Here is a 19,596-nt window from a genome sequence, read left to right on the forward strand (position 1 = left end):
GATGGCATTTTGTCGCACGCTCGCAATCCTGCTGATCGCCGGCCTCGTGCCCATTGAGACGGCAGTCGCCGCAAGCACCACCGTGCATGATGCGCGCGACCGCGACGTCATCATCGACAACCCCTCGCGAATCGTCTCGATCGGCGGGGCGATCACCGAAATCCTCTATGCGCTCGGCTTCGAGGACCGTGTCGCCGGCGTCGATGCGACCAGCCTCTATCCGACCACCGCGCTGCGTGACAAACCCAATGTCGGCTATATGCGCCAGCTCTCGCCCGAGGGTGTGCTTGGGCTCAATCCCTCGCTGGTGCTCGCGGTGCAGGGCTCCGGGCCGAAGGAAGCCATGGACGTTTTGGAAGCGGCCAAGGTGCCCCTGGTGCTGGTGCCCGAGACCTTCTCCGAGCAGGGATTGCTCGACAAGATCAAGCTGGTCGGCCACGCCATGGATGCCGATCCGCGCGCCGCATGCCTGACCACCGCCGTCGCGCATGATCTCGCGCAATTGCGGGAGTTGCGCGCCAAGGTGACGAAGCCGGTGCGGGTGATGTTCGTGATGTCGCTGCTCAACGGCCGCGCCATGGCGGCCGGCCAGAAGACGGCGGCGAACGAGATCATCCAGCTCGCTGGCGCCGTCAACGCGGTCGAAGGCTATGACGGCTACAAGATCATCAGCGACGAGGCGATCGTCGCCGCCAAGCCCGACGTCGTGCTGTCGATCCAGCGCGGCAAGGATTCGCTGGAGGCCGAGGCAATCTATGCGCATCCGGCCTTCGCGCTGACGCCGGTCGCGGCGAACAAGAGTTTTATTTCGATGGAAGGGCTCTATCTGCTTGGCTTCGGGCCGCGCACGGCGGCTGCAGCCCGTGACCTCTCGACCAAGCTATATCCGGCGCTGGCGCCGCAGGCGGAGAAGTTCGAGCCCGCGGCGCTTACGGCGAATTGCCGGCAATGAGCGCCTTGGCGGACGCGCGCGGCGGGACCTCCGATCGTCGTATCAAGCGCTCGTTGCGCCCATCGGCATCGCTGACGCTGCTTTGCCTGTGTGCTGCGCTCCTCAGTGCTGCGCTCATTGCGGTGACGCTGGGTGCGGCCGGAATCCCCCTCGCCCGTCTTCCCGCCGCGCTCGGCCTGTGGAGCGACGGTGCGGCCAATCCGCTGGTCGCGCGCGACCAGCTCGTGCTGTGGTCGATCCGGATTCCCCGGATCGTCGCTGCCGCGATCGTCGGCGGCCTGCTGGCGGCGTCTGGCGCGATCATGCAGGGGTTGTTTCGCAATCCCCTCGCCGATCCCGCGCTTGTCGGCGTCTCCAGCGGAGGCGCCTTTGCAGCGGCAGCCGCGATCGTCTTCACCGACAGCCACATCGGCGAGAGCGTTCGCTTCATGCAGCACCAATTGCTGCCGCTGTCGGCGTTCGCCGGCTCGCTCGTGACGACGATCGTCCTCTACAGCATCGCGAGCCGCGCCGGACGGACCTCGATCGCGATCTTCCTGCTGGCGGGAATTGCGATCGCTGCCATCGCCAATGCCGGCATCGGGCTTCTGGTGTTCATCGCCGACGACCGGCAGCTCCGCGACATCACCTTCTGGATGCTGGGCTCGATGAGCGGCGCGACCTGGGGCAAGATCGCGACGCTGGCGCCGGTGCTCGCCGTCGCGCTGGTCGCGTGCGTATCGATCGCGCGCGGGCTCGATGTCCTCGTGCTCGGCGAGGCCGAGGCCTTTCACAGCGGCGTCGACGTCGAGCGCTTGAAACGGATCGCCATCATCCTGGTTTCGGCCATGACGGGGGTCGCGGTCTCCGTATGCGGCGTTGTCGGCTTTGTCGGCATCGTGGTGCCGCATCTGTTGCGGCTCGTGATTGGGCCGGCGCACCGGCTGCTGCTGCCGGCTTCCGTTCTGTTGGGGGCTGTGCTCCTGGTCGGCGCCGACACGATGGCCCGCACCATCGTATCACCGGCGGAAATGCCGATCGGCATCCTGACGGCGGCGGTCGGCGCGCCGTTCTTCCTTGCCATCCTGCTGCGGCAGCGCAGCCTGGTTTCGCTATGACACCGATGCTGCAGGCGAGCTCGGTCTCGGTGGTGGTCGGCGGCGCCACGCTCGTCGATGCCGTTGATCTCAGCGTCAATCCGGGCGAGATGATCGCGATCGTCGGGCCGAACGGCGCCGGCAAGTCGACGCTCCTGCGCATGCTGTCCGGCGACATCACGCCGACGCGCGGCACGGTCGAATTGAAGCAGCGCGCGCTCCGCGCCTATCTGCCGCGCGAGTTGGCGCGGCATCGCGCGATGCTGTCGCAGCATGTCAACGTCACCTTCCCGTTCACGGTGGAGGAAATCGTCTACATGGGCGCGGGCGATAGTTCGCGCGCGACGGTGGCGACGCTGGTCGAGTCAACCCTGGACGAAGTCGGGCTGAGAGACTTTCGCCATCGCCAGTTGCCGACCCTGTCCGGCGGCGAGCAGCAGCGCGCGCATCTCGCCCGCGTGCTGGTGCAGCTGGCCTGCGGCGAAGCGCTGAACGGCCCCGGCCTGTTGCTGCTGGACGAGCCGACCTCGAGCCTCGACCTCAGGCACCAGATCGATCTGGTCGAGACAGCGCGCCGTCGCGCGCAGAATGGCACCGCCGTGATCGCGATCCTGCACGACCTCAACCTTGCGATGCGCTTTGCCAACCGCCTCGTTCTCCTGCACCGCGGTCGGCTTGCGGTCGATGGCGGCCGCAGCGAGGCGATGACTGCCGAGACGATCCGCACCATCTTCGAGGTCGATGCGACCATCGCCCATACCGACGGCGGCATACCTTTCCTGCTGCCGCAGACGATGCGGCCGGTGACGTAACGTCGCAGGCATATCCAGCGCCAATCGTTAGAGCGTTTTCAAGCGAAGTGGACACCGGTTCGCGTGAAGAAAACGCGTCAAGAGAAAGAATCTAGAGCTTCGGTTCTGATTCCATCAGAACCGAATAAGCTCTAGCCGTCACGAAATTGTCAGCCGCCTGTAACACGCACCTCCCAGAACTCCGCGGCGTTCATCTTCAGGGGAGATCAACATGCGCAAATTACTGCTCAGCTCTGTCGCGTCCATCGTGCTGCTCTCGGGAGCCGCGTTCGCGCAGGGCGAAGGCGAATATCCGGCGACCCTCAAGGGCCACGCCGTGCTTCCGGCGGAAAGCTTCATCGACGCGCCTGCCGATGCACCCAACGATCTCAAAACCTCGGGCAAGTACACCACCGGCCGCCGCGTCGACGCCATCGGCACCGTGATGGGCAAGTCTGCTGACCGGCCGACCGGCGTCTCGCTGCCATTCAAGGGCCAGCCGCTGCAGGGCCATTCCGGCATCAAGGTGACGGCGGACGGCACGTTCTGGGTGCTCACCGACAACGGCATGGGCTCGCGCTACAACTCGCCGGATTCGATGCTGTACCTGAACCGGCACAAGATCGACTGGGCGAGCGGCAAGGTCGAGCGTCAGGAAACCGTCTTCCTGCACGATCCCGACAAGAAGGTGCCGTTCCGCATCGTGCATGAGGACACCGCCAAGCGCTATCTCACCGGCGCCGACTTCGACACCGAAGGCTTCCAGATCATCGGCGACACGTTCTGGATCGGCGACGAGTTCGGGCCCTACGTGATCAAGGCCGACAAGACCGGCAAGGTGCTGGCCGTGTTCGAGAGCCTCGCCGACGGCAAGCCGGTGCGCTCGCCCGATCACTGGTCGGTGCAGTCGCCGGGCGCGCCGGGCGCGAGCTACACCACCGTCAACCTGCGCCGCTCCAAGGGCTATGAGGGCTTTGCGTCCTCGAAGGATGGCAAGTTCCTGTACGGCCTGCTCGAAGGCCCGTTGTGGGATGCCGAGAAGAAGGACTGGGAGAAGGTCGACGGCAAGGAAGCCTCGCGCATCCTCGAGTTCGATGTCGCGAACGAAAAATTCACCGGCCGCTACTGGCAATATGTGTTCGAGCAGAACGGCAACGCCATCGGCGACTTCAACATGATCGACGGGATCGCCGGCCTGATCATCGAGCGCGACAACGGCGAAGGCACCGCGGACAAGGCCTGCCCGCAGGGACAGCGTGGCGAAAACTGCTTTGCGGATCTTGCGAAGTTCAAGCGTGTCTACAAGATCGAGCTCTCGGACGCCAATGTCGGCAAGCCCGTGCGCAAGGTCGGCTATATCGACCTGATGAAGATCCGCGACCCCGACAAGAAGGCGAAGAAGCCGCTCAATGATGGCGTGCTCACGTTCCCGTTCTTCACCATCGAGAACGTCGACAAGGTCGACGACACCCATATCATCGTCGGCAACGACAACAACCTGCCGTTCTCCTCGAGCCGCGACCCCAACAAGGCCGACGACAACGAGTTCGTGCTGCTGGAAGTCGGCGACTTCCTGAAGGCGAAGTGAGTAGCCTCCCTCTCCCCGTTCTTCACGGGAGAGGGTCGGGGTGAGGGGCTCTCTCCGCGGTCACGGTCGCAGCGAAGCGATCCATCAGTCCTGGGCTGACAAGGGATGCTTCGCTGCGCGCGCAATGACGGAAAAAGAGAGCGTGACGCACAAAAAAGCACGGCGCTTGGGGCGCCGTGCTTCGTTTATTTGGCGTTCAGCCGAGCCGAAACTCAGCTATAGATCTCGAACAAGCCCGCACCGCCCTGACCGCCGCCGATGCACATGGTGACGACGCCCCACTTGGCCTTGCGGCGACGGCCTTCCTGCAGGAGGTGACCGGTCAGACGCGCGCCGGTCATGCCGAAGGGGTGGCCGATCGCGATCGAGCCGCCGTTGACGTTGTACTTCTCGGGATCGATGCCGAGCTGGTCGCGGCAGTACAGGCACTGGCTGGCGAAGGCCTCGTTGAGCTCCCAGAGATCGATGTCGTCGATCTTCAGGCCCTGGCGCTTCAACAGCTTCGGCACCGCCAACACCGGGCCGATGCCCATCTCGTCCGGCTCGCAGCCCGCGGTCGCCCAGGCAACGAAACGCCCCAGCGGCTCCAGCCCGCGCTTCTCGGCGTCCTTGGCTTCCATCAGCACCACGGCGGCGGCGCCGTCGGAGAGCTGGCTGGCGTTGCCGGCGGTGATGAACTTGCCCGGGCCCTTCACCGGCTCGAGCTTGGCAAGGCCCTCGATCGTGGTGTCGGGACGGTTGCACTCGTCGCGGTCGACGACATAGTCCTTGATGCTCTCTTCCTTCGTCACCTTGTCGACCACCTTCATCTTGGTCTTCATCGGGACGATCTCGTCCTTGAACTTGTTCGCCTGCTGCGCGGCGGCCATGCGGCGCTGCGACTCCAGCGAGAACTCGTCCTGGTATTCGCGGCTCAGCTTGTAGCGCTCGGCGACGATGTCGGCGGTGTCGATCATCGCCATGAAGATGTCGGGCGCGGTCTTGAGCAGCTCGGGATCGACCGACTCCTTCGGCGTGCCGCCGCCCGGAATCGAGATGCTCTCGACGCCGCCGGCAACGATGCATTCAGCGCCATCGGAACGGATCGAGTTGGCGGCCATCGCGATGGTCTGCAGCCCCGAGGAGCAGAAGCGGTTCACCGAGACGCCGGCGGTCGACTTCGGCAGGCCGGCGAGCAGCGCGGCCTGGCGGCCGATATTGGGCGCGCCATGGGCGCAATTGCCGAGATAGCAGTCCTCGACATATTCCTTGTCGACGCCGGCGCGCTCGACGGCATGCTTGATGGCGTGCGCCGCCAGCGACATCGGCGGAGTAATGTTGAACCCACCGCGGGCGGACTTCGCCAGGCCCGTGCGTGCATAGGAAACGATAACGGCTTCACGCATTGTGTTTTCTCCCTTGTTCGGATGGCCTGATATGACCTGTCTTGGCCCATTCGTACACAGATTTTGTCGCCCGCCAAACGACAAACGCCGCCTCCGATTGCCGGAGGCGGCGTCAAGTTCCGCAGGTCGGAATATGTGGGTCGAACGGCGCGACCGCCGTCCCTTCTCCCCTTGTGGGAGAAGGTGGCGCGAAGCGCCGGATGAGGCTGGTGCTGACGGCGGAGCTGCCCTCTCCCACAAGGGGCGAGGGCGCAGCAATTGACACCTCCTGCGCTCAGAACGCCAGCGCCTTGACCTGCTTGACCTGCGGCAGCGCCTGCACCTTGGCGAGCACGTCCGCCGGCACGGGGCCGTCGACCTCGACCAGCGCGATCGCGTCGCCGCCCTGCGCGACGCGGCCGAGATGGAAGGTCGCGATATTGATCCTGGCGTCGCCGAGCAGACCCGCGAACTTGCCGATGAAACCCGGCTTGTCCTCGTTGGTCACATAGATCATCGACTTGCCGAATTCGGCGTCGACTCGGATGCCCTTGATGTCGACCAGCCGCGGCTTGCCGTCGTGATAGACGGTGCCGGAAACCGAGCGTTCCTGCCGTTCCGTCGTGACGGTCACGGTGATCAGGCTTTCATAGTCGCTCTGCGCGGCGCGCGTCACCTCGTCGACCACCATGCCGCGCTCCTTGGCGACGACAGGCGCGGAGACGACGTTGACGTCGCCCAGCATCGGCCGCAGCAGGCCGGACAGCACCGCCGAGGTCAGCGCCTTGATCTTCATCTCGGCGACGTGGCCCTCATAAGTGATCTGGGTCTTGATGATGCCGCTCTCGGTGAGCTGGCCGGCGAACGAGCCGAGCTTCTCGGCGAGCTCGATGAACGGCTTCAGCTTCGGCGCCTCTTCGGCCGTGATCGAGGGGAAGTTGATGGCGTTAGAGATCGCCCCGGTGAGCAGATAGTCCGACATCTGCTCGGCGACCTGTAGCGCGACATTCTCCTGCGCTTCCGTGGTGGAGGCGCCGAGATGCGGGGTGCAGATCACGTTGGGATGGCCGAACAGGATGTTCGAGATCGCCGGCTCCTCGGTGAACACGTCGAAGGCGGCGCCCGCGACATGCCTGGAATTGAGCGCATCCACCAGCGCCTGCTCGTCGACCAGGCCGCCGCGGGCGCAATTGATGATGCGGACGCCCTGCTTCATCTTCGCAAGCGCCGCCGCGTCGATGATGTTGCGGGTCTTGTCGGTGAGCGGCGTGTGCAGGGTGATGAAATCGGCGCGCTTGAACAGCTCGTCGAGGTCGACCTTCTCGACCCCGATGTCCTTGGCGCGTTCCGGCGACAGGAACGGGTCGAAGGCGATCACCTTCATGCGCAGGCCGAGCGCGCGGTCGCAGACGATCGAGCCGATATTGCCGCAGCCGACCACGCCGAGCGTCTTGTTGGTGATCTCCACGCCCATGAAGCGGTTCTTCTCCCACTTGCCGGCCTGGGTCGAGGCGTCGGCCTGAGGGATCTCGCGGGCCAGCGCCAGCATGAGGGTGATCGCGTGCTCGGCGGTCGTGATCGAATTGCCGAACGGCGTGTTCATCACGATGATGCCCTTGGCGGTCGCAGCCGGGATCTCGACATTGTCGACGCCGATGCCGGCGCGGCCGATCACCTTCAGCCTGGTGGCCTTCTCGATGATCTTGGCGGTTGCCTTGGTCGCCGAGCGGATCGCAAGGCCATCATAGTTGCCGATGATCTCGGCGAGCTTTTCCTTGTCCTTGCCGAGATTGGGCTGGAAGTCGACCTCAACGCCGCGATCTTTGAAGATCTGCACGGCGGCGGGAGAAAGGGCGTCGGAAATGAGAACTTTCGGTTTTGACATCTGAATGATCCTCTACCTTCCCCGAAGGAAGGTGCGGCCCACAGGCCGGAATGAGTGAATGTCCCGGATCGATTTCTTCTCCCTCTCCCCGTTCTTACGGGGGGAGGGTCGGGGTGAGGGGCAGCCACAGGCGAAGGTGCGAGCGGAGACCCCTCACCCGGATTGCTGTGCAATCCGACCTCTCCCCGTAAGAACGGGGAGAGGTGAAAAAGCTACGCCGCCTTCGGCAGCTGTGCCTTGGTCTCGGCGAAGGCCCAGTCGATCCACTGCGTGAGCAGCTCGACATCCTTGGCTTCCACGGTGGCGCCGCACCAGATGCGCAGGCCCGCCGGCGCGTCGCGGTAATGCGCGAAGTCGAAGCCCGCATTCTCCTTCTCGACCAGGGCGACCAGCTTCTTGCAGAAGTCGGCCTGCAGGTCCGGCGTCAGCGAGGTGATCGCGGGATCAGTGATCTTCAGGCACACCGAAGTGTTGGAGCGGATCGCGGGATCCTTGGCCAGGAAATCGATCCACGGCGTCCTCGCCTTCCAGTCGGCGAGCACCTTGGTGCTGGCATCGGCGCGCGCGATCAGGGCCTTCAGGCCGCCGATCGATTTCGCCCAGTCGAGCGCGTCGAGATAGTCCTCGACGCAGAGCATCGACGGCGTGTTGATAGTCTCGCCTTCGAAGATGCCCTGGTTGAGCTTGCCGCCCTTGGTCATGCGGAAGATCTTCGGCAGCGGCCACGCCGGCTTGTAGGTCTCGAGCCGCTCCACCGCGCGTGGCGAGAGGATCAGCATCCCATGCGCCGCCTCGCCGCCCAGCGCCTTCTGCCAGGAGAAGGTGATGACGTCGAGCTTCGGCCAGTCGAGTGGCTGCGCAAACGCCGCCGAGGTTGCGTCGCAGATGGTGAGGCCTTCGCGGGTGGCGCTGATCCAGTCGGCGTTCGGCACGCGCACGCCCGAGGTGGTGCCGTTCCAGGTGAAGACGACGTCGGTAGCCGGGTCGACCTTGGCAAGATCGGGGATCTCGCCATAGGCGGCGTTCAGCTTGGTGACGTCCTTCAGCTTCAGTTCCTTGACGATGTCGCTGACCCAGCCCTCGCCGAAGGATTCCCAGGCCAGCGTGGTGACGGGCCGCGCACCGAGCAGCGACCACAGCGCCATCTCGACCGCGCCGGTGTCGGAGGCCGGAACGATGCCGATCTTGTAGTCGGCCGGCACTTCCAGCACTTCGCGCGTCAGCTCAATGGCTTGCTTGAGCTTGGCCTTGCCGATCTTCGCGCGATGCGAGCGGCCGAGCGCGGCGTCCTTGAGATTTTGGGGATTCCAGCCGGGGCGCTTGGCGCAGGGGCCGGAGGAGAAATGCGGCACGTTCGGCCGCGAAGCGGGCTTCGCTGCAGTCATGATCTACCCTTCCAGATAGCTGCCTCTCGGTGGGGAGAGGTTTCCCGCTGTCGGAGATAGTGGAAGGGTAAGGAATCGTCAAGGAACTTCCCGACGATCACAGGCGATTGATGGGGGCTCGTCGGGCGACGGAGCCGGCGTCTGATCAAGCAGTCCGGCCGCATCGCTCACCAGCTTCACGGCCTTTCGCCGGCTGGAGACTCTCATGATGCTCTTCTCACCGACCTGCACGATGTATTCCTTGCCCGCCCTGACGATCGAATATCGCTTCATCTAAAATCCCCAAGCCGTTCTTGAGCGCAATGAGTTTGGACCGTCATCGCGTTCGATCTTTTTTGCTTGATCATGATCTCTTGCGGATCATGTTCTGCCGCTGGGAGACTCGTAACTAGCAGGAGCGTTCCTGTCGGTAAAATTACGGAGGCCGGCGTAGTTTATCGCTTGTTAACCGGAACGCAGAATGAGGACTACCACTGCTGTCAGCAATCGTGTCGATGCAACCTGGCGCAACTCAGAAGCGTATCGTCATGCCAACATGACTGCGTTGAAATCCAAGCCGTTCATAGAAGCGCTGCGCGTCGACGCGGGTGTGATGCGTGAGCAGTTCGACGAGGATGCAACCGTTGGTGCGCGCTTCGGTCATTGCCCATTGCACCATCTGTTCTCCGATGCCGCGGCTGCGGCAATGGGTTGCGACGCGCACATCCTCGATCAGGCCGCGCGAGGCGCCTTGCGAGCTTATGCCCGGCAGGATGCACAACTGCAGACAGCCGACCACCGCGCCGTCGACATCCTCGGCAACCACGAGCTTGAAATTCGGATCGCGATCGACCTTTTCGAACGCGGCGAAGTAGGATTGAGGCAAGGGATCCTCGATCCGCTCGCGGGCGCTGCCGAGCCGATCGTCCGCGAGCATGCCGACGATGACAGGGACATCGTCGCGACGGGCGCGACGGATGGTGATCGAGGACGCAGATGCCATGATGTGTTCCGAAGTTCAGTTTGCCGGCGGCAGGCCGAGTGAGCGTTCGGCCTCGCCGATCCAGCGGTGAAGCGTGGGATAGCCGCCGAGATCAAAGCCGCCCTCATGCGCGAGCCGCGTGTAGGCGAGCAGCGCCACGTCGGCGAGCGAAAACGCCTCGCCGACCAGGAATGGCGTCAACGCGAGCTGCTGCTCCATCCGCGCCAGTGCGGCATGGCCGCGCCTGACCTTCTCCGGATCGAGCTCGGACGCCGATTTGCCGAGATAGCGCATCTGGAAGCGGCAGACCGCGATATAGGGCTCGTGGCTGTACTGCTCCCAGAACAGCCACTCATCCATCTTCGCGGCGGAGAAATCATCCGCTGGAATGAGATCGCTGCCGCGGGCGAGATAGCGGATGATGGCGTTCGACTGCGCCAGGGCGCGGCCATCGTCGAGCACGATCGTCGGCACCTGGCCCGCGCTGTTCATATTCAGGAAATCTGCGGTGCGCGTTTCCTGCTTGAGGATGTCGACGTCGATCCAGGTGTAGGGCAGCGCGAGGTGATCGCACACCCATTTCACCTTCAGGCAGTTGCCCGACTTGTCGTCACCGTAGATTTTCATGGCTGGCGGTTGTCCTGTTGCCGAACGACAGAGCAACAGCGGAAACAGGAGCTGTCAACACGTCAGGCGCAGGTGCACCTAGAATTTGTAGCCGAGGCCGGCGCGCACCGTGTTGATGCTGGTATCGACCGTCGTGGTGAAGCGGATATATTCCCACTCCGCGCGCATGAACAGGCCGCCGACCAGATTGATGTCGATGCCCAGGCCGGCCGTGTAGCCGTAGATGAGGTGATTGTGCACGGCATCCGTCGCGCTCAATGGCATCAACTGGGTGAAAGGCCCAAGGGCAGAGGGACCCACGGCATCCGCAACGATTGCCGTATGTGAAATATTGGCCTTGCCGAGCGCGAAGCCGCCGAACGCATAAGGCAGGAAGCATCCGAAAGCGTAGGCTGCGCGTCCCCGGAACGTCGCCATGTCCGAGATCGAGATCGAGGATGCCGAGGTAACTGCGACATCGTGAAAGGAGCCGTCGGTGAGCGGGGCGCCGCTCACGAGCTCCTTGCTGGCGCTGGCGGAGCCGCCAAAGTTGCCGTGCATGTAGCTCGCCTCCAGGCCAAGCACGACGTCGGTCCATTGCCAATTATATCCGACAAAGGCTCCGTATGCCGACGAACGCGCCGACTGCTTTCCGAGACCGAGATTCCATTGCGCGACGCCCATCTGCTGGACGACATTGTCGGAAATCAGCGAGGCGATCAAAGACGACGGCTTGCTGTCGAAATTCTCGTCGGACGATCCGTAGCCGGCTTGGCCACCAATGTAGAGACCATCCCAATAGGCTCTGGAAGTGCTCAGCCCATCGGTGAAGCTGCCGCGAAGCACCGGGAGATCGGGAAGATCGGCGGCCCGCGCGCTCGTCACCGCGCCACACATCACTACCGCCAGCAGAAACCTGCGCATCGCCCACGCCCCCAAATCGACTTAACCAAACCCGGCGACGATCATCGCTCGTTAACCTTAACCAATGGTTGTCGCACGCCACGTTCGCCACAATCTTCTGCGTGATGAACACCATTTCGCCGCAAAGCGAAACGGCGCGGGAAGATCCCGCGCCGTTTGCAATCGTTAACCAATGAAGGTTCGTATTAACCTTTGCGCACCAGCGGCGGCGGCGCATAGACCGGCTGCGGGCTGTCCAGATTCCAGCGCACGCCCAACTTGAGATCGTGCGAAGTGATATCCCTGAAGTTCATTGGATTGTTGGTGGTGAAGCCCTGGAACGTCGTCACGGGTCCCGTCAGGCCCGAACCGAGATCGACGTAGCTATAGGCGACTTCGAGCGTCAGGTTCGGACTAACCCTGTAGGCAAGACCTGCATGCGCCGCCCATGCGAAATTCCACTTGGAAGCCGAGTTGGCAAGCGCAAAGCCAGGGGCAATCACGCCGGGAGAGAAATCGGCGAGGCCTTGATCGGTGAAGTTGGAGATCGTCACGCGCGCAGCACCCACGCCAGCGCCGATGAACGGCGTCACGCACCACCACGTTCCAAGGTCGACATAGGCGTTGGCGAGGACAAGCCATTCCGACTTGCTTGCGCCGTAGTTGTCAGACCCCGCACCGATAACCCCTCCGCCAAGCGGAAAAGTCACGAGATCCTGTCCGTGAAAGTTCGTTCTTCCACGGTATTGGCCGGTGACGTCGGCGCGGAACCAGTTGTTGAACTGGTAACCGACACCGAGACCAAAGATGCCGCCGGTATCGAACCCGGTCTGCTGGTTCAGAGAGAGCAGCGGCGTGTACAAGGCTTCGTTGCCGTTGCGCACTTCCTTCACGCTCTGATTGCTGAAGCCGATATCGCCGCGCAGATACCAGCCGCCGAAATCCTCCACAGGCGGCGGTGCATAGGGCGGCGGCGCGATCGGCATGTCGGCGGCGAATGCCACCGAGGAAATCAGGGAGGCCGCACCAGCGGCAATAAGAGATCTAACGCAACGCATTGCTTCGTCCTTTTGGCCAGTGAGGCGAGCGGGGGAAGCCTCACGTCTGAAAATCCACGGGCGGACGATGGCACTAAATGCTTAAGCGGCGCTTAACCCTAATTGTTAAGGTTGACGACCTCTGACGACTGCTCCGAAAGCTCGCGGTATTGCGCTATTCCCGCTGTCGAACAGAAAGCGGCCGCGCCACAAATGCTAACGATGCGTTGATGAAATCCCGGCTCTTGTCTTAACGCGTTTTCTTCACGCGCACCGGAGTCCACCCTCGGATCAAGTCCGAGGGCATGCTTAGCTCGAAAACGCTTTAATGCGTGTGGTTCGGCATTTTCGGCAGGAACACCGCGAGCAGCCCGATCGCCGGCAGGAACGCGCAGAGCTGATAGATGAAAGCGATGTCGGTGTGATCGGCAAGCTTGCCGAGCACTGCCGCGCCCAAGCCGCCGATGCCGAAGGCAAAGCCGAAGAACAGGCCGGAGATCATGCCGAAGCGATGCGGCATCAGTTCCTGCGCGAACACGATGATCGAGGGCGTCGCCGACGAGATGATCACGCCGATGAACACGCTGAGCACAGCACTGGTGACAAGGCCGGCATAGGGCAGCGCCAGCGTGAACGGCAGCGCGCCGAGGATCGAGAACCAGATCACGTATTTGCGGCCGAAGCGATCGCCGAGCGGTCCGCCCACGAAAGCACCGACCGCGTTCGCCGCGAGGAAGATGAAGAGGTAGAGCTGCGCCGCTTGCGTCGAGACATCGAACCTCTCCATCAGATAGAAGATGTAATAGCTTGAGAGGCTCGAGACATAGAGCTGCTTCGAGAACAGCAGTGCGACCAGCACGGCGAGCGCGATCGTCACCCGCCGCCCGGTCGGCGCGTCCGGGTGTCGCTCGATCACCGCCGCCTTCCTGGTCACGATCTGCGGCTTGTACCAGCCACCGATGCGCCACAGGATCAGGATCGCGAGGCCCGCTATCGAGGAGAACCATGCGATCGAGGGCTGGCCGAACGGCACCACGATCAGCGCCGCGAGCACCGGACCCATCGAGGTGCCGAAGCTTCCGCCGAGCTGGAACACCGATTGCGCAAAGCCGTAACGGCCGCCCGAGGCGAGCCGCGCGATCCGCGCCGATTCCGGGTGGAACACCGCCGAGCCGAGGCCGACCAGCGACGCCGCGATCAGGATGATGCCGTAGTGATGCGCGCCAGAGAGCAGCAGCAGGCCGAAGAAAGTGAAGCCCATGCCGATCGCGAGCGAGAACGGCTGCGCCTTCTTGTCGGTGAAGTGCCCGACGAGAGGCTGCAGAAGCGACGCGGTGAACTGGAACGCCAGCGTGATCATGCCGATCTGTGTGTAGTCCAGCGCGTAGGCGTCCTTCAGGATCGGATAGACGGAGGCGATCAACGACTGCATGGTGTCGTTGAGGAAGTGCGAGAAGCTGATGCCCGCGAGCACGATGTAAGCCGGCCCCACCGCGGCCGCGCGGGCGGCCATACGCGGTGTCGCGTCCGGCACCAGCACCGGTTCAGCCAGCGCTTCTTCTGAAACGACAACGGACTTGTTCAACGGAGATTCCCGGCGGGATTCGCGACAATAAGCTGTGCTTACGACGCACGACCCGCTGCGACCACCGCCAATAGATGATGGCTGCGATGCTACCAGCGCGCGCTGAGTGCGATGCCTTTTGGTGAAATCGGTCCGTCCGCGAATTCACTTCACCTCCCCCGCAGGCGGGAGAGGGAGATAGAGAGAGCTAGGCCGCAGCCGCCGCAGCGTGGCCGAGTGCAGAGACGATGTGGTCGACGACTTCCTCGACCAGGAGACGGTCGTCGCCCTCGCCCATCACGCGGATCACCGGCTCGGTGCCGGAAGAACGGACCAACAGGCGACCGTGGCCGTTGAGCCGCTTCTCGCCATCTACGATGGCAGACTTGACTTCGACATCATCGAGCGGCTTGCCGCTGCGATAACGCACGTTCTTCAGGATCTGCGGCAGCGGATCGAAGCGGTGGCAGACTTCCGACACCGGGCGGCGGAGCTTTTGCACCACGGCAAGCACCTGCAGCGCGGCGACGAAGCCGTCGCCCGTAGTAGCGTAGTCGGAAAGGATGATGTGGCCGGACGGCTCGCCGCCGAGATTGTAGCCATCGCTCAGCATCCGCTCGAGCACATAGCGGTCACCGACCGACGTGCGCACCATGTCGAGTCCAATGCCCTGCAAGAAACGCTCGAGCCCGAGATTGGACATCACGGTGGTGACAATGCCGGGCTTGGCGAGGCGGCCCTCTTCCTTCCAGCTCTGCGCGATCACCGCGAGCAATTGGTCGCCGTCGACAAGGTGGCCGCGCTCGTCGACCAGGATCACGCGATCGGCGTCGCCGTCGAGCGCAATGCCGATATCGGCGCGCATCTCGCGCACCTTCCTTGCCAACGTTTCCGGCGCGGTGGAACCACATTCCTTATTGATGTTGAAGCCGTCGGGCTCGACCCCGATCGACACGACGTCGGCGCCGAGCTCCCATAGCGCTTCCGGCACCACCTTGTAGGCCGCGCCATTGGCGCAATCGATCACGACGCGCAGGCCGTCGAGGCTCAATTCGCGCGGCAGCGTGCGCTTGGCGAATTCGATGTAGCGGTCATGGACCCCGTCGATACGGCGGGCGCGGCCGAGGCTCGCGCTCTGCGCCAGCCGGCGCTCGATCGGCTCGTCGAGCAGTTGCTCGATCTGCTTCTCGACGTCATCGGAAAGTTTGAAGCCCTGCGGCCCGAACAGCTTGATGCCGTTGTCCTCGAACAGATTGTGCGAGGCGGAGATCATCACGCCGAGATCGGCGCGCATCGACTTGGTAAGCATGGCGACCGCCGGCGTCGGCATCGGGCCGAGCAGCAGCACGTCCATGCCGACCGAGGTGAAGCCCGCGACCATGGCATATTCGATCATGTAGCCGGAGAGCCGCGTATCCTTGCCGATCACCACGCGATGGCGATGATCGCCGCGCTGAAACACGAGGCCGGCGGCCTGTCCCACCTTGAGCGCGAGTTCCGGCGTAATCAGACCGTTGGCACGGCCACGAATCCCGTCGGTCCCGAAATATTTACGGCTCATATCACCCCCAGTAAGGCCAGGGCTTCTCCAGCCACCTCAGCGAGAAGCCCGAAACGCCATCGTGCAGGCTTATAATGCGTCAGCCGCCAAGACGGCTTCAAAATATATGATGAATCATTACCGTCGCCCGAAGGCAAGAGTTTAGGTTAATATATTGTAGAATAAGGTATAATTTCGGTGGCCGGAGGGTGCCGACAGCGGCCACCGGCGACTCTAGCGCTTGCGCAGGATGTGATGGTCATCCTTGGTGGGTGCCGGCTGGGTCACATTGACGGGGTCGGAGGCCGGAAAAGTCTCCTCCAATCCCTCCTCCAGCGACTCCTCGAGCGAGCGCTTTTCGCTCTCTGCATCTTTCGGCTTGGGGGTCGATCTGGTCATGGTGGCCTCCTATCGGTGGATTTCGGCCGAATGATTTGGCAGATGATCCAACCATGCTAGATGACGGCGCATTCGCGAAATACAAGACGGGCCGGGAGCGTCCATGAAGCACATCACCTGCATCGAAGATCTGCGCCAGCTACACAAGCGCCGCGTGCCGAAGGCATTTTTCGACTATGCCGACCGCGGCTCCTACACCGAGGACACGCTGCGCGCCAACAGCGAGGATCTTCAGCAGATCAAATTCCGCCAGCGCATCCTGGTCGACGTGTCCAAGCGCGACCTCAAGACCACGATCCTGGGCGAGCCTGCCGCGATGCCGCTGATCCTCGCCCCCGTGGGTCTGCTCGGCATGCAGCACGGCGACGGCGAGATCCTCGCCTGCCGCGCCGCACAGGCCGCGGGGATTCCGTTCACCCAGAGCACGATGTCGATCTGCTCGATCGAGGACATTGCCGCCGCCGTCGACAAGCCGTTCTGGTTCCAGCTCTACGTCATGAAGGACCGCGGCTTCATCAAGGCGCTGATCGAGCGCGCGATCGCCGCCAGGTGCAGCGCGCTGGTCCTGACCGTCGACCTGCAGGTGATCGGCCAGCGGCACCAGGACATCAAGAACGGCATGACCGTGCCGCCGGAATGGTCGCTGTCGAAGCTGGTCGATTTCGCCAGCAAGCCGGCCTGGGTCTCGGGCGTGCTGCGCGGCAAGCGCCGCACCTTCGGCAATCTCGCCGGCCATCTCAAGGTCGACCAGGACATCACCTCGCTGTCGACCTGGATCAATTCGCAGTTCGACACTTCGCTGAACTGGAAGGACATCGACTGGATCCGCAGCATCTGGCCGGGCAAGCTGATCCTTAAAGGGATCCTCGACGTCGAGGACGCGGAGATCGCGGCCAAGACCGGGGCGCAGGCGATCGTGGTCTCCAACCATGGCGGCCGCCAGCTCGACGGCGCGCCATCCTCGATCGAGGTGCTGCCGGAGATCGTTGACGCCGTCGGATCGCAGGTCGAAGTCATGTTCGACGGCGGCATCCGCACCGGCATGGACGTGATGCGCGCGCTCGCGCTCGGCGCGAAGTCCTGCATGATCGGCCGCGCCTATGCCTACGGCCTCGGCGCCGGCGGACAGGCCGGCGTCACCGAAGCGATCAACGTGCTGGCGAAGGAACTGCTCACGACCATGGGCCTGTGCGGCGTCAACACGATCGCGGAGATCGACGACAAGGTGCTGGCGGTTTAAGGGGTCGTCTGAGCAGGAATCCCCCATAGCCCGGGTGGAGCGTTAGCGTAACCCGGGCTACGGGATCGTGGAGTGATCGCGCGCATCAACGCGCACTCACATCGGCGGCGTGATGCCGTCGCGGCCGACGCTGATGCGGTTGGTCTCGAGCGAGCCGTCAGGCGACTTCTTCGTGAATGCGATGATCTTGGCGCCCGCCTTGAGCTCGGACTTGTCGCCGGGGACGTAGGTCACGACAGGCGTGTCAGGCGAGACCAGCACTTTCTTCTCGCCGTCCTTGTATTTGACGAGCAGCGTGTGGCCGTCATTGCTGACCACGGATTCGGCGACCGTCGCATTGGTCATGCTGCTGTTGGGACGCGTGTCCCAGGGCCGCGAGCCCTCGCCGGTTCCGCGCATGTCCTCCGGGAAGACGTGGACTTCCACCGCTTTCGGCGTGCCATCGGAAGCTGGCACAGTGGTGGCGCCGATGAAGGAACCGACCTTGATGTCGGATAACGCGATCTTGACGATGCCGGCAACGCGCGCATCGCTCGTCATATGCAGTTTGACGTCTTCACCGCTGCGCGACTTGACCTCGATCGTGTCGCCGTTGACGCTTTCGATGGTGCCGCGCACACGCGACGAGGTCGGCGGCTGCTGCGCGATCGCATAGAGAGTTGACGCTGCGACCATGACGACGGCAAACAGCGGGCGGGCGAGCGTGGAACGGTAGGGAGGCATAGGGAGGGCTCCGGGTGGGGATCACCTGTGCAGAGACACCACTCGTGCGGCAATATTTCGCGCCCTCAAGCCTTTGTGAGATCGTCCTCGACCAGCGCGCGCAGTTCCGGCGTCACTTGCGGGCGCTGGCCGAACCAGAGCTCGAAGCCGCGCACCGCCTGGTGCAGGAGCATGCCGAGCCCGTCGGCCGTCTTCAATCCGCGCCCATCTGCGGCTGCAAGCAACGGCGTCTGCAGCGGAACATAGACGAGGTCTGCGACGACGGCATTTGGCGGCAACAAGCCGACGTCGAGGATGAGCGCCGGTTGGCCGTGCATGCCGAGCGAGGTGGTGTTCACCAACAGCCCTGCGCGCGGCAGCAGATCGGCAAGCGCATCCCAGCTCGCCGGCTCGACGCGAGAACCGAACTGGTCGGCGAGCGCACGGGCGCGCCCGCTGCTGCGGTTGACGAGATGAATGCGCTGCATGCCGCGATCGAGCAATCCGAACACCACGGCGCGCGCCGCGCCACCGGCGCCCAGCACCAGCGCCTCCGTCGCCTGGTCCCAGCCGGGCGCGGAGGCGTCGAGATTGTTGATGAAGCCTTCGACGTCGGTGTTGGTCGAGCGCAGCTCGTCGCCTTCGTACCACAGCGTATTGGCGGCGCCGACCGCGCGGGCGCGCTCATCAGGCACCGACAGCGCCAGCGCGCGCTCCTTGTGCGGGATCGTGACATTGGCGCCGACGAAGCCGTGGGTCGACAGATGCAACACGAACTCGGCAAAGCCCTCCGGCGGGATCGCCTCGATGTTATAGCCGCCCTCGATGCCAAGCTTCCTCAGCCAATAATGATGGATCAGCGGCGAACGCGAATGCGCGGCCGGCCATCCGATCAGGCATGCGGCGCGGGCTTTGGTCGGTGCGGTCATTTCAGTCCAATCGGACAAGCAATGCGGACTGTCAACATTCACTTATCCCGCATCGCGACGAACGCGGTGAGTATGACGGCGGCTCCCGCCGCGAACCAGACCGCCGAAAGACTAAGGTGGAGATAGGCGAGCGCACCGACGGTCGACCCCGAAACCAGCGCCGCCCACAGCATGAGGTTCGGCAGCCAGTCCCAGCGCGCGCCGCTGGTCAGCGCCGCTCCGAGGAGTTGTCCCACCTTGACCAGCGCGCCCGTGACATAGGTGAGGCCGAGCGCGGCATTGCCGCGAACCTCGAACACGGAATTTTCCAGTCCCATCGCGAACACGATCGCGCCGACCGCAACCACGGGCCAGCCGAACGTAGAGGCCAGCGCGGCGCCGATCAGCAGCAGGCTTTCCGTCAGCATCAGCCAGGTCTGGCGACGGCCGCCGCGACCGAGCGCGATCAGGCTGCCGGCGGCCGCGCCGATCACGAACGTCACGATGACGCCGATGGTTTGCGCCGCGGCAAACCAACTCGCTTTCGCGATATCGACACCGAGCCGCGTTGAATTGCCGCTCATGAAGGAGACGAACAGGCCGCCGAGATGCAGGTAGCCGACGCCGTCGAGATAACCGGCAAGCCCGCTGAGCGCGCAGGCCAGCGCGATGTTGCGGCGCGAGTCAGGCATGCA

The 19,596-nt window shown here is 63.7% G+C and carries 19 protein-coding genes; 5 read left to right on the plus strand and 14 right to left on the minus strand.

All coding sequences use genetic code 11. The annotated features are described in order from the left end of the window. Nucleotide 1 precedes the first annotated feature (1 nt). From K288_RS0119565 to K288_RS0119580, 4 genes are all read left to right on the plus strand, one after another. Complete coding sequence (locus tag K288_RS0119565; RefSeq protein ID WP_027581085.1) at nt 2-952, plus strand: hemin ABC transporter substrate-binding protein; 951 nt, start codon at nt 2-4, stop codon at nt 950-952. Further along, complete coding sequence (locus K288_RS0119570) at nt 949-2,049, plus strand: iron chelate uptake ABC transporter family permease subunit (protein WP_027581086.1); 1,101 nt, start codon at nt 949-951, stop codon at nt 2,047-2,049. Before K288_RS0119565 ends, K288_RS0119570 begins: the two co-directional genes overlap by 4 nt. Next, nucleotides 2,046-2,840: a heme ABC transporter ATP-binding protein gene (locus K288_RS0119575; RefSeq protein WP_027581087.1), complete on the plus strand. Its 795-nt coding sequence runs from the start codon at nt 2,046-2,048 to the stop codon at nt 2,838-2,840. Before K288_RS0119570 ends, K288_RS0119575 begins: the two co-directional genes overlap by 4 nt. A 211-nt stretch (nt 2,841-3,051) precedes the next feature. Continuing rightward, a complete protein-coding gene (locus K288_RS0119580) occupies nt 3,052-4,407 on the plus strand; it encodes an esterase-like activity of phytase family protein (RefSeq protein WP_027581088.1) in 1,356 nt (451 codons plus the stop codon). A gap of 212 nt (nt 4,408-4,619) precedes the next feature. On the opposite strand, the gene K288_RS0119585 is transcribed toward K288_RS0119580, so the two are convergent. The 11 genes from K288_RS0119585 to K288_RS54170 all read right to left on the minus strand — a co-directional run bounded on the left by K288_RS0119585 (nt 4,620) and on the right by K288_RS54170 (nt 16,051). Continuing rightward, nucleotides 4,620-5,792 (minus strand): acetyl-CoA C-acyltransferase, encoded by a 1,173-nt coding sequence (locus K288_RS0119585; protein WP_027581089.1) that lies wholly within the window; start codon nt 5,790-5,792, stop codon nt 4,620-4,622. 274 nt (nt 5,793-6,066) lie between these two features. Beyond that, on the minus strand, nt 6,067-7,656 hold the full coding sequence (gene serA / locus K288_RS0119590; RefSeq protein ID WP_027581090.1) for a phosphoglycerate dehydrogenase: 1,590 nt from the start codon (nt 7,654-7,656) through the stop codon (nt 6,067-6,069). A 212-nt stretch (nt 7,657-7,868) separates the two neighbouring features. Continuing rightward, on the minus strand, nt 7,869-9,041 hold the full coding sequence (locus K288_RS0119595) for a phosphoserine transaminase (RefSeq protein WP_027581091.1): 1,173 nt from the start codon (nt 9,039-9,041) through the stop codon (nt 7,869-7,871). Between the two features lie 78 nt (nt 9,042-9,119). Continuing rightward, nucleotides 9,120-9,314, minus strand: a complete 195-nt coding sequence (locus tag K288_RS0119600; RefSeq protein ID WP_027581092.1) for a hypothetical protein — start codon at nt 9,312-9,314, stop codon at nt 9,120-9,122. 238 nt (nt 9,315-9,552) lie between these two features. Then, a complete protein-coding gene (locus K288_RS0119605; RefSeq protein ID WP_027581093.1) occupies nt 9,553-10,023 on the minus strand; it encodes a GNAT family N-acetyltransferase in 471 nt (156 codons plus the stop codon). Nucleotides 10,024-10,038: 15 nt separating this feature from the next. Next, the gene (locus K288_RS0119610) at nt 10,039-10,629 is read right to left on the minus strand and encodes a glutathione S-transferase family protein (protein WP_027581094.1); all 591 of its coding nucleotides are present in this window, start codon (nt 10,627-10,629) and stop codon (nt 10,039-10,041) included. A gap of 78 nt (nt 10,630-10,707) precedes the next feature. Beyond that, nucleotides 10,708-11,532, minus strand: a complete 825-nt coding sequence (locus tag K288_RS0119615; protein ID WP_027581095.1) for an outer membrane beta-barrel protein — start codon at nt 11,530-11,532, stop codon at nt 10,708-10,710. Nucleotides 11,533-11,717: 185 nt separating this feature from the next. Further along, the gene (locus K288_RS0119620; RefSeq protein ID WP_027581096.1) at nt 11,718-12,569 is read right to left on the minus strand and encodes an outer membrane beta-barrel protein; all 852 of its coding nucleotides are present in this window, start codon (nt 12,567-12,569) and stop codon (nt 11,718-11,720) included. A 304-nt stretch (nt 12,570-12,873) separates the two neighbouring features. After that, the gene (locus K288_RS0119625) at nt 12,874-14,133 is read right to left on the minus strand and encodes an MFS transporter (RefSeq protein WP_027581097.1); all 1,260 of its coding nucleotides are present in this window, start codon (nt 14,131-14,133) and stop codon (nt 12,874-12,876) included. 187 nt (nt 14,134-14,320) lie between these two features. Continuing rightward, entirely contained in the window at nt 14,321-15,673 is a 1,353-nt protein-coding gene (glmM, locus tag K288_RS0119630) for a phosphoglucosamine mutase (protein ID WP_027581098.1), read from the minus strand. A 213-nt stretch (nt 15,674-15,886) separates the two neighbouring features. Next, the gene (locus K288_RS54170; RefSeq protein ID WP_201449697.1) at nt 15,887-16,051 is read right to left on the minus strand and encodes a hypothetical protein; all 165 of its coding nucleotides are present in this window, start codon (nt 16,049-16,051) and stop codon (nt 15,887-15,889) included. A gap of 103 nt (nt 16,052-16,154) precedes the next feature. On the opposite strand from K288_RS54170, the gene K288_RS0119640 reads away from it, so the two are divergent. Next, nucleotides 16,155-17,291 (plus strand): alpha-hydroxy acid oxidase, encoded by a 1,137-nt coding sequence (locus K288_RS0119640; protein WP_027581099.1) that lies wholly within the window; start codon nt 16,155-16,157, stop codon nt 17,289-17,291. A gap of 96 nt (nt 17,292-17,387) precedes the next feature. Here K288_RS0119640 and K288_RS0119645 read toward each other — a convergent pair whose 3' ends face one another. From K288_RS0119645 to K288_RS0119655, 3 genes are all read right to left on the minus strand, one after another. Then, complete coding sequence (locus K288_RS0119645) at nt 17,388-18,014, minus strand: hypothetical protein (RefSeq protein ID WP_027581100.1); 627 nt, start codon at nt 18,012-18,014, stop codon at nt 17,388-17,390. A 65-nt stretch (nt 18,015-18,079) separates the two neighbouring features. After that, on the minus strand, nt 18,080-18,922 hold the full coding sequence (locus tag K288_RS0119650; protein ID WP_027581101.1) for a shikimate dehydrogenase: 843 nt from the start codon (nt 18,920-18,922) through the stop codon (nt 18,080-18,082). A 38-nt stretch (nt 18,923-18,960) separates the two neighbouring features. Continuing rightward, complete coding sequence (locus tag K288_RS0119655) at nt 18,961-19,593, minus strand: YoaK family protein (protein ID WP_027581102.1); 633 nt, start codon at nt 19,591-19,593, stop codon at nt 18,961-18,963. Nucleotides 19,594-19,596: the final 3 nt, after the last annotated feature.

The sequence above is a fragment of the Bradyrhizobium sp. Ai1a-2 genome (genome assembly GCF_000426245.1).
GTDB lineage: Bacteria > Pseudomonadota > Alphaproteobacteria > Rhizobiales > Xanthobacteraceae > Bradyrhizobium.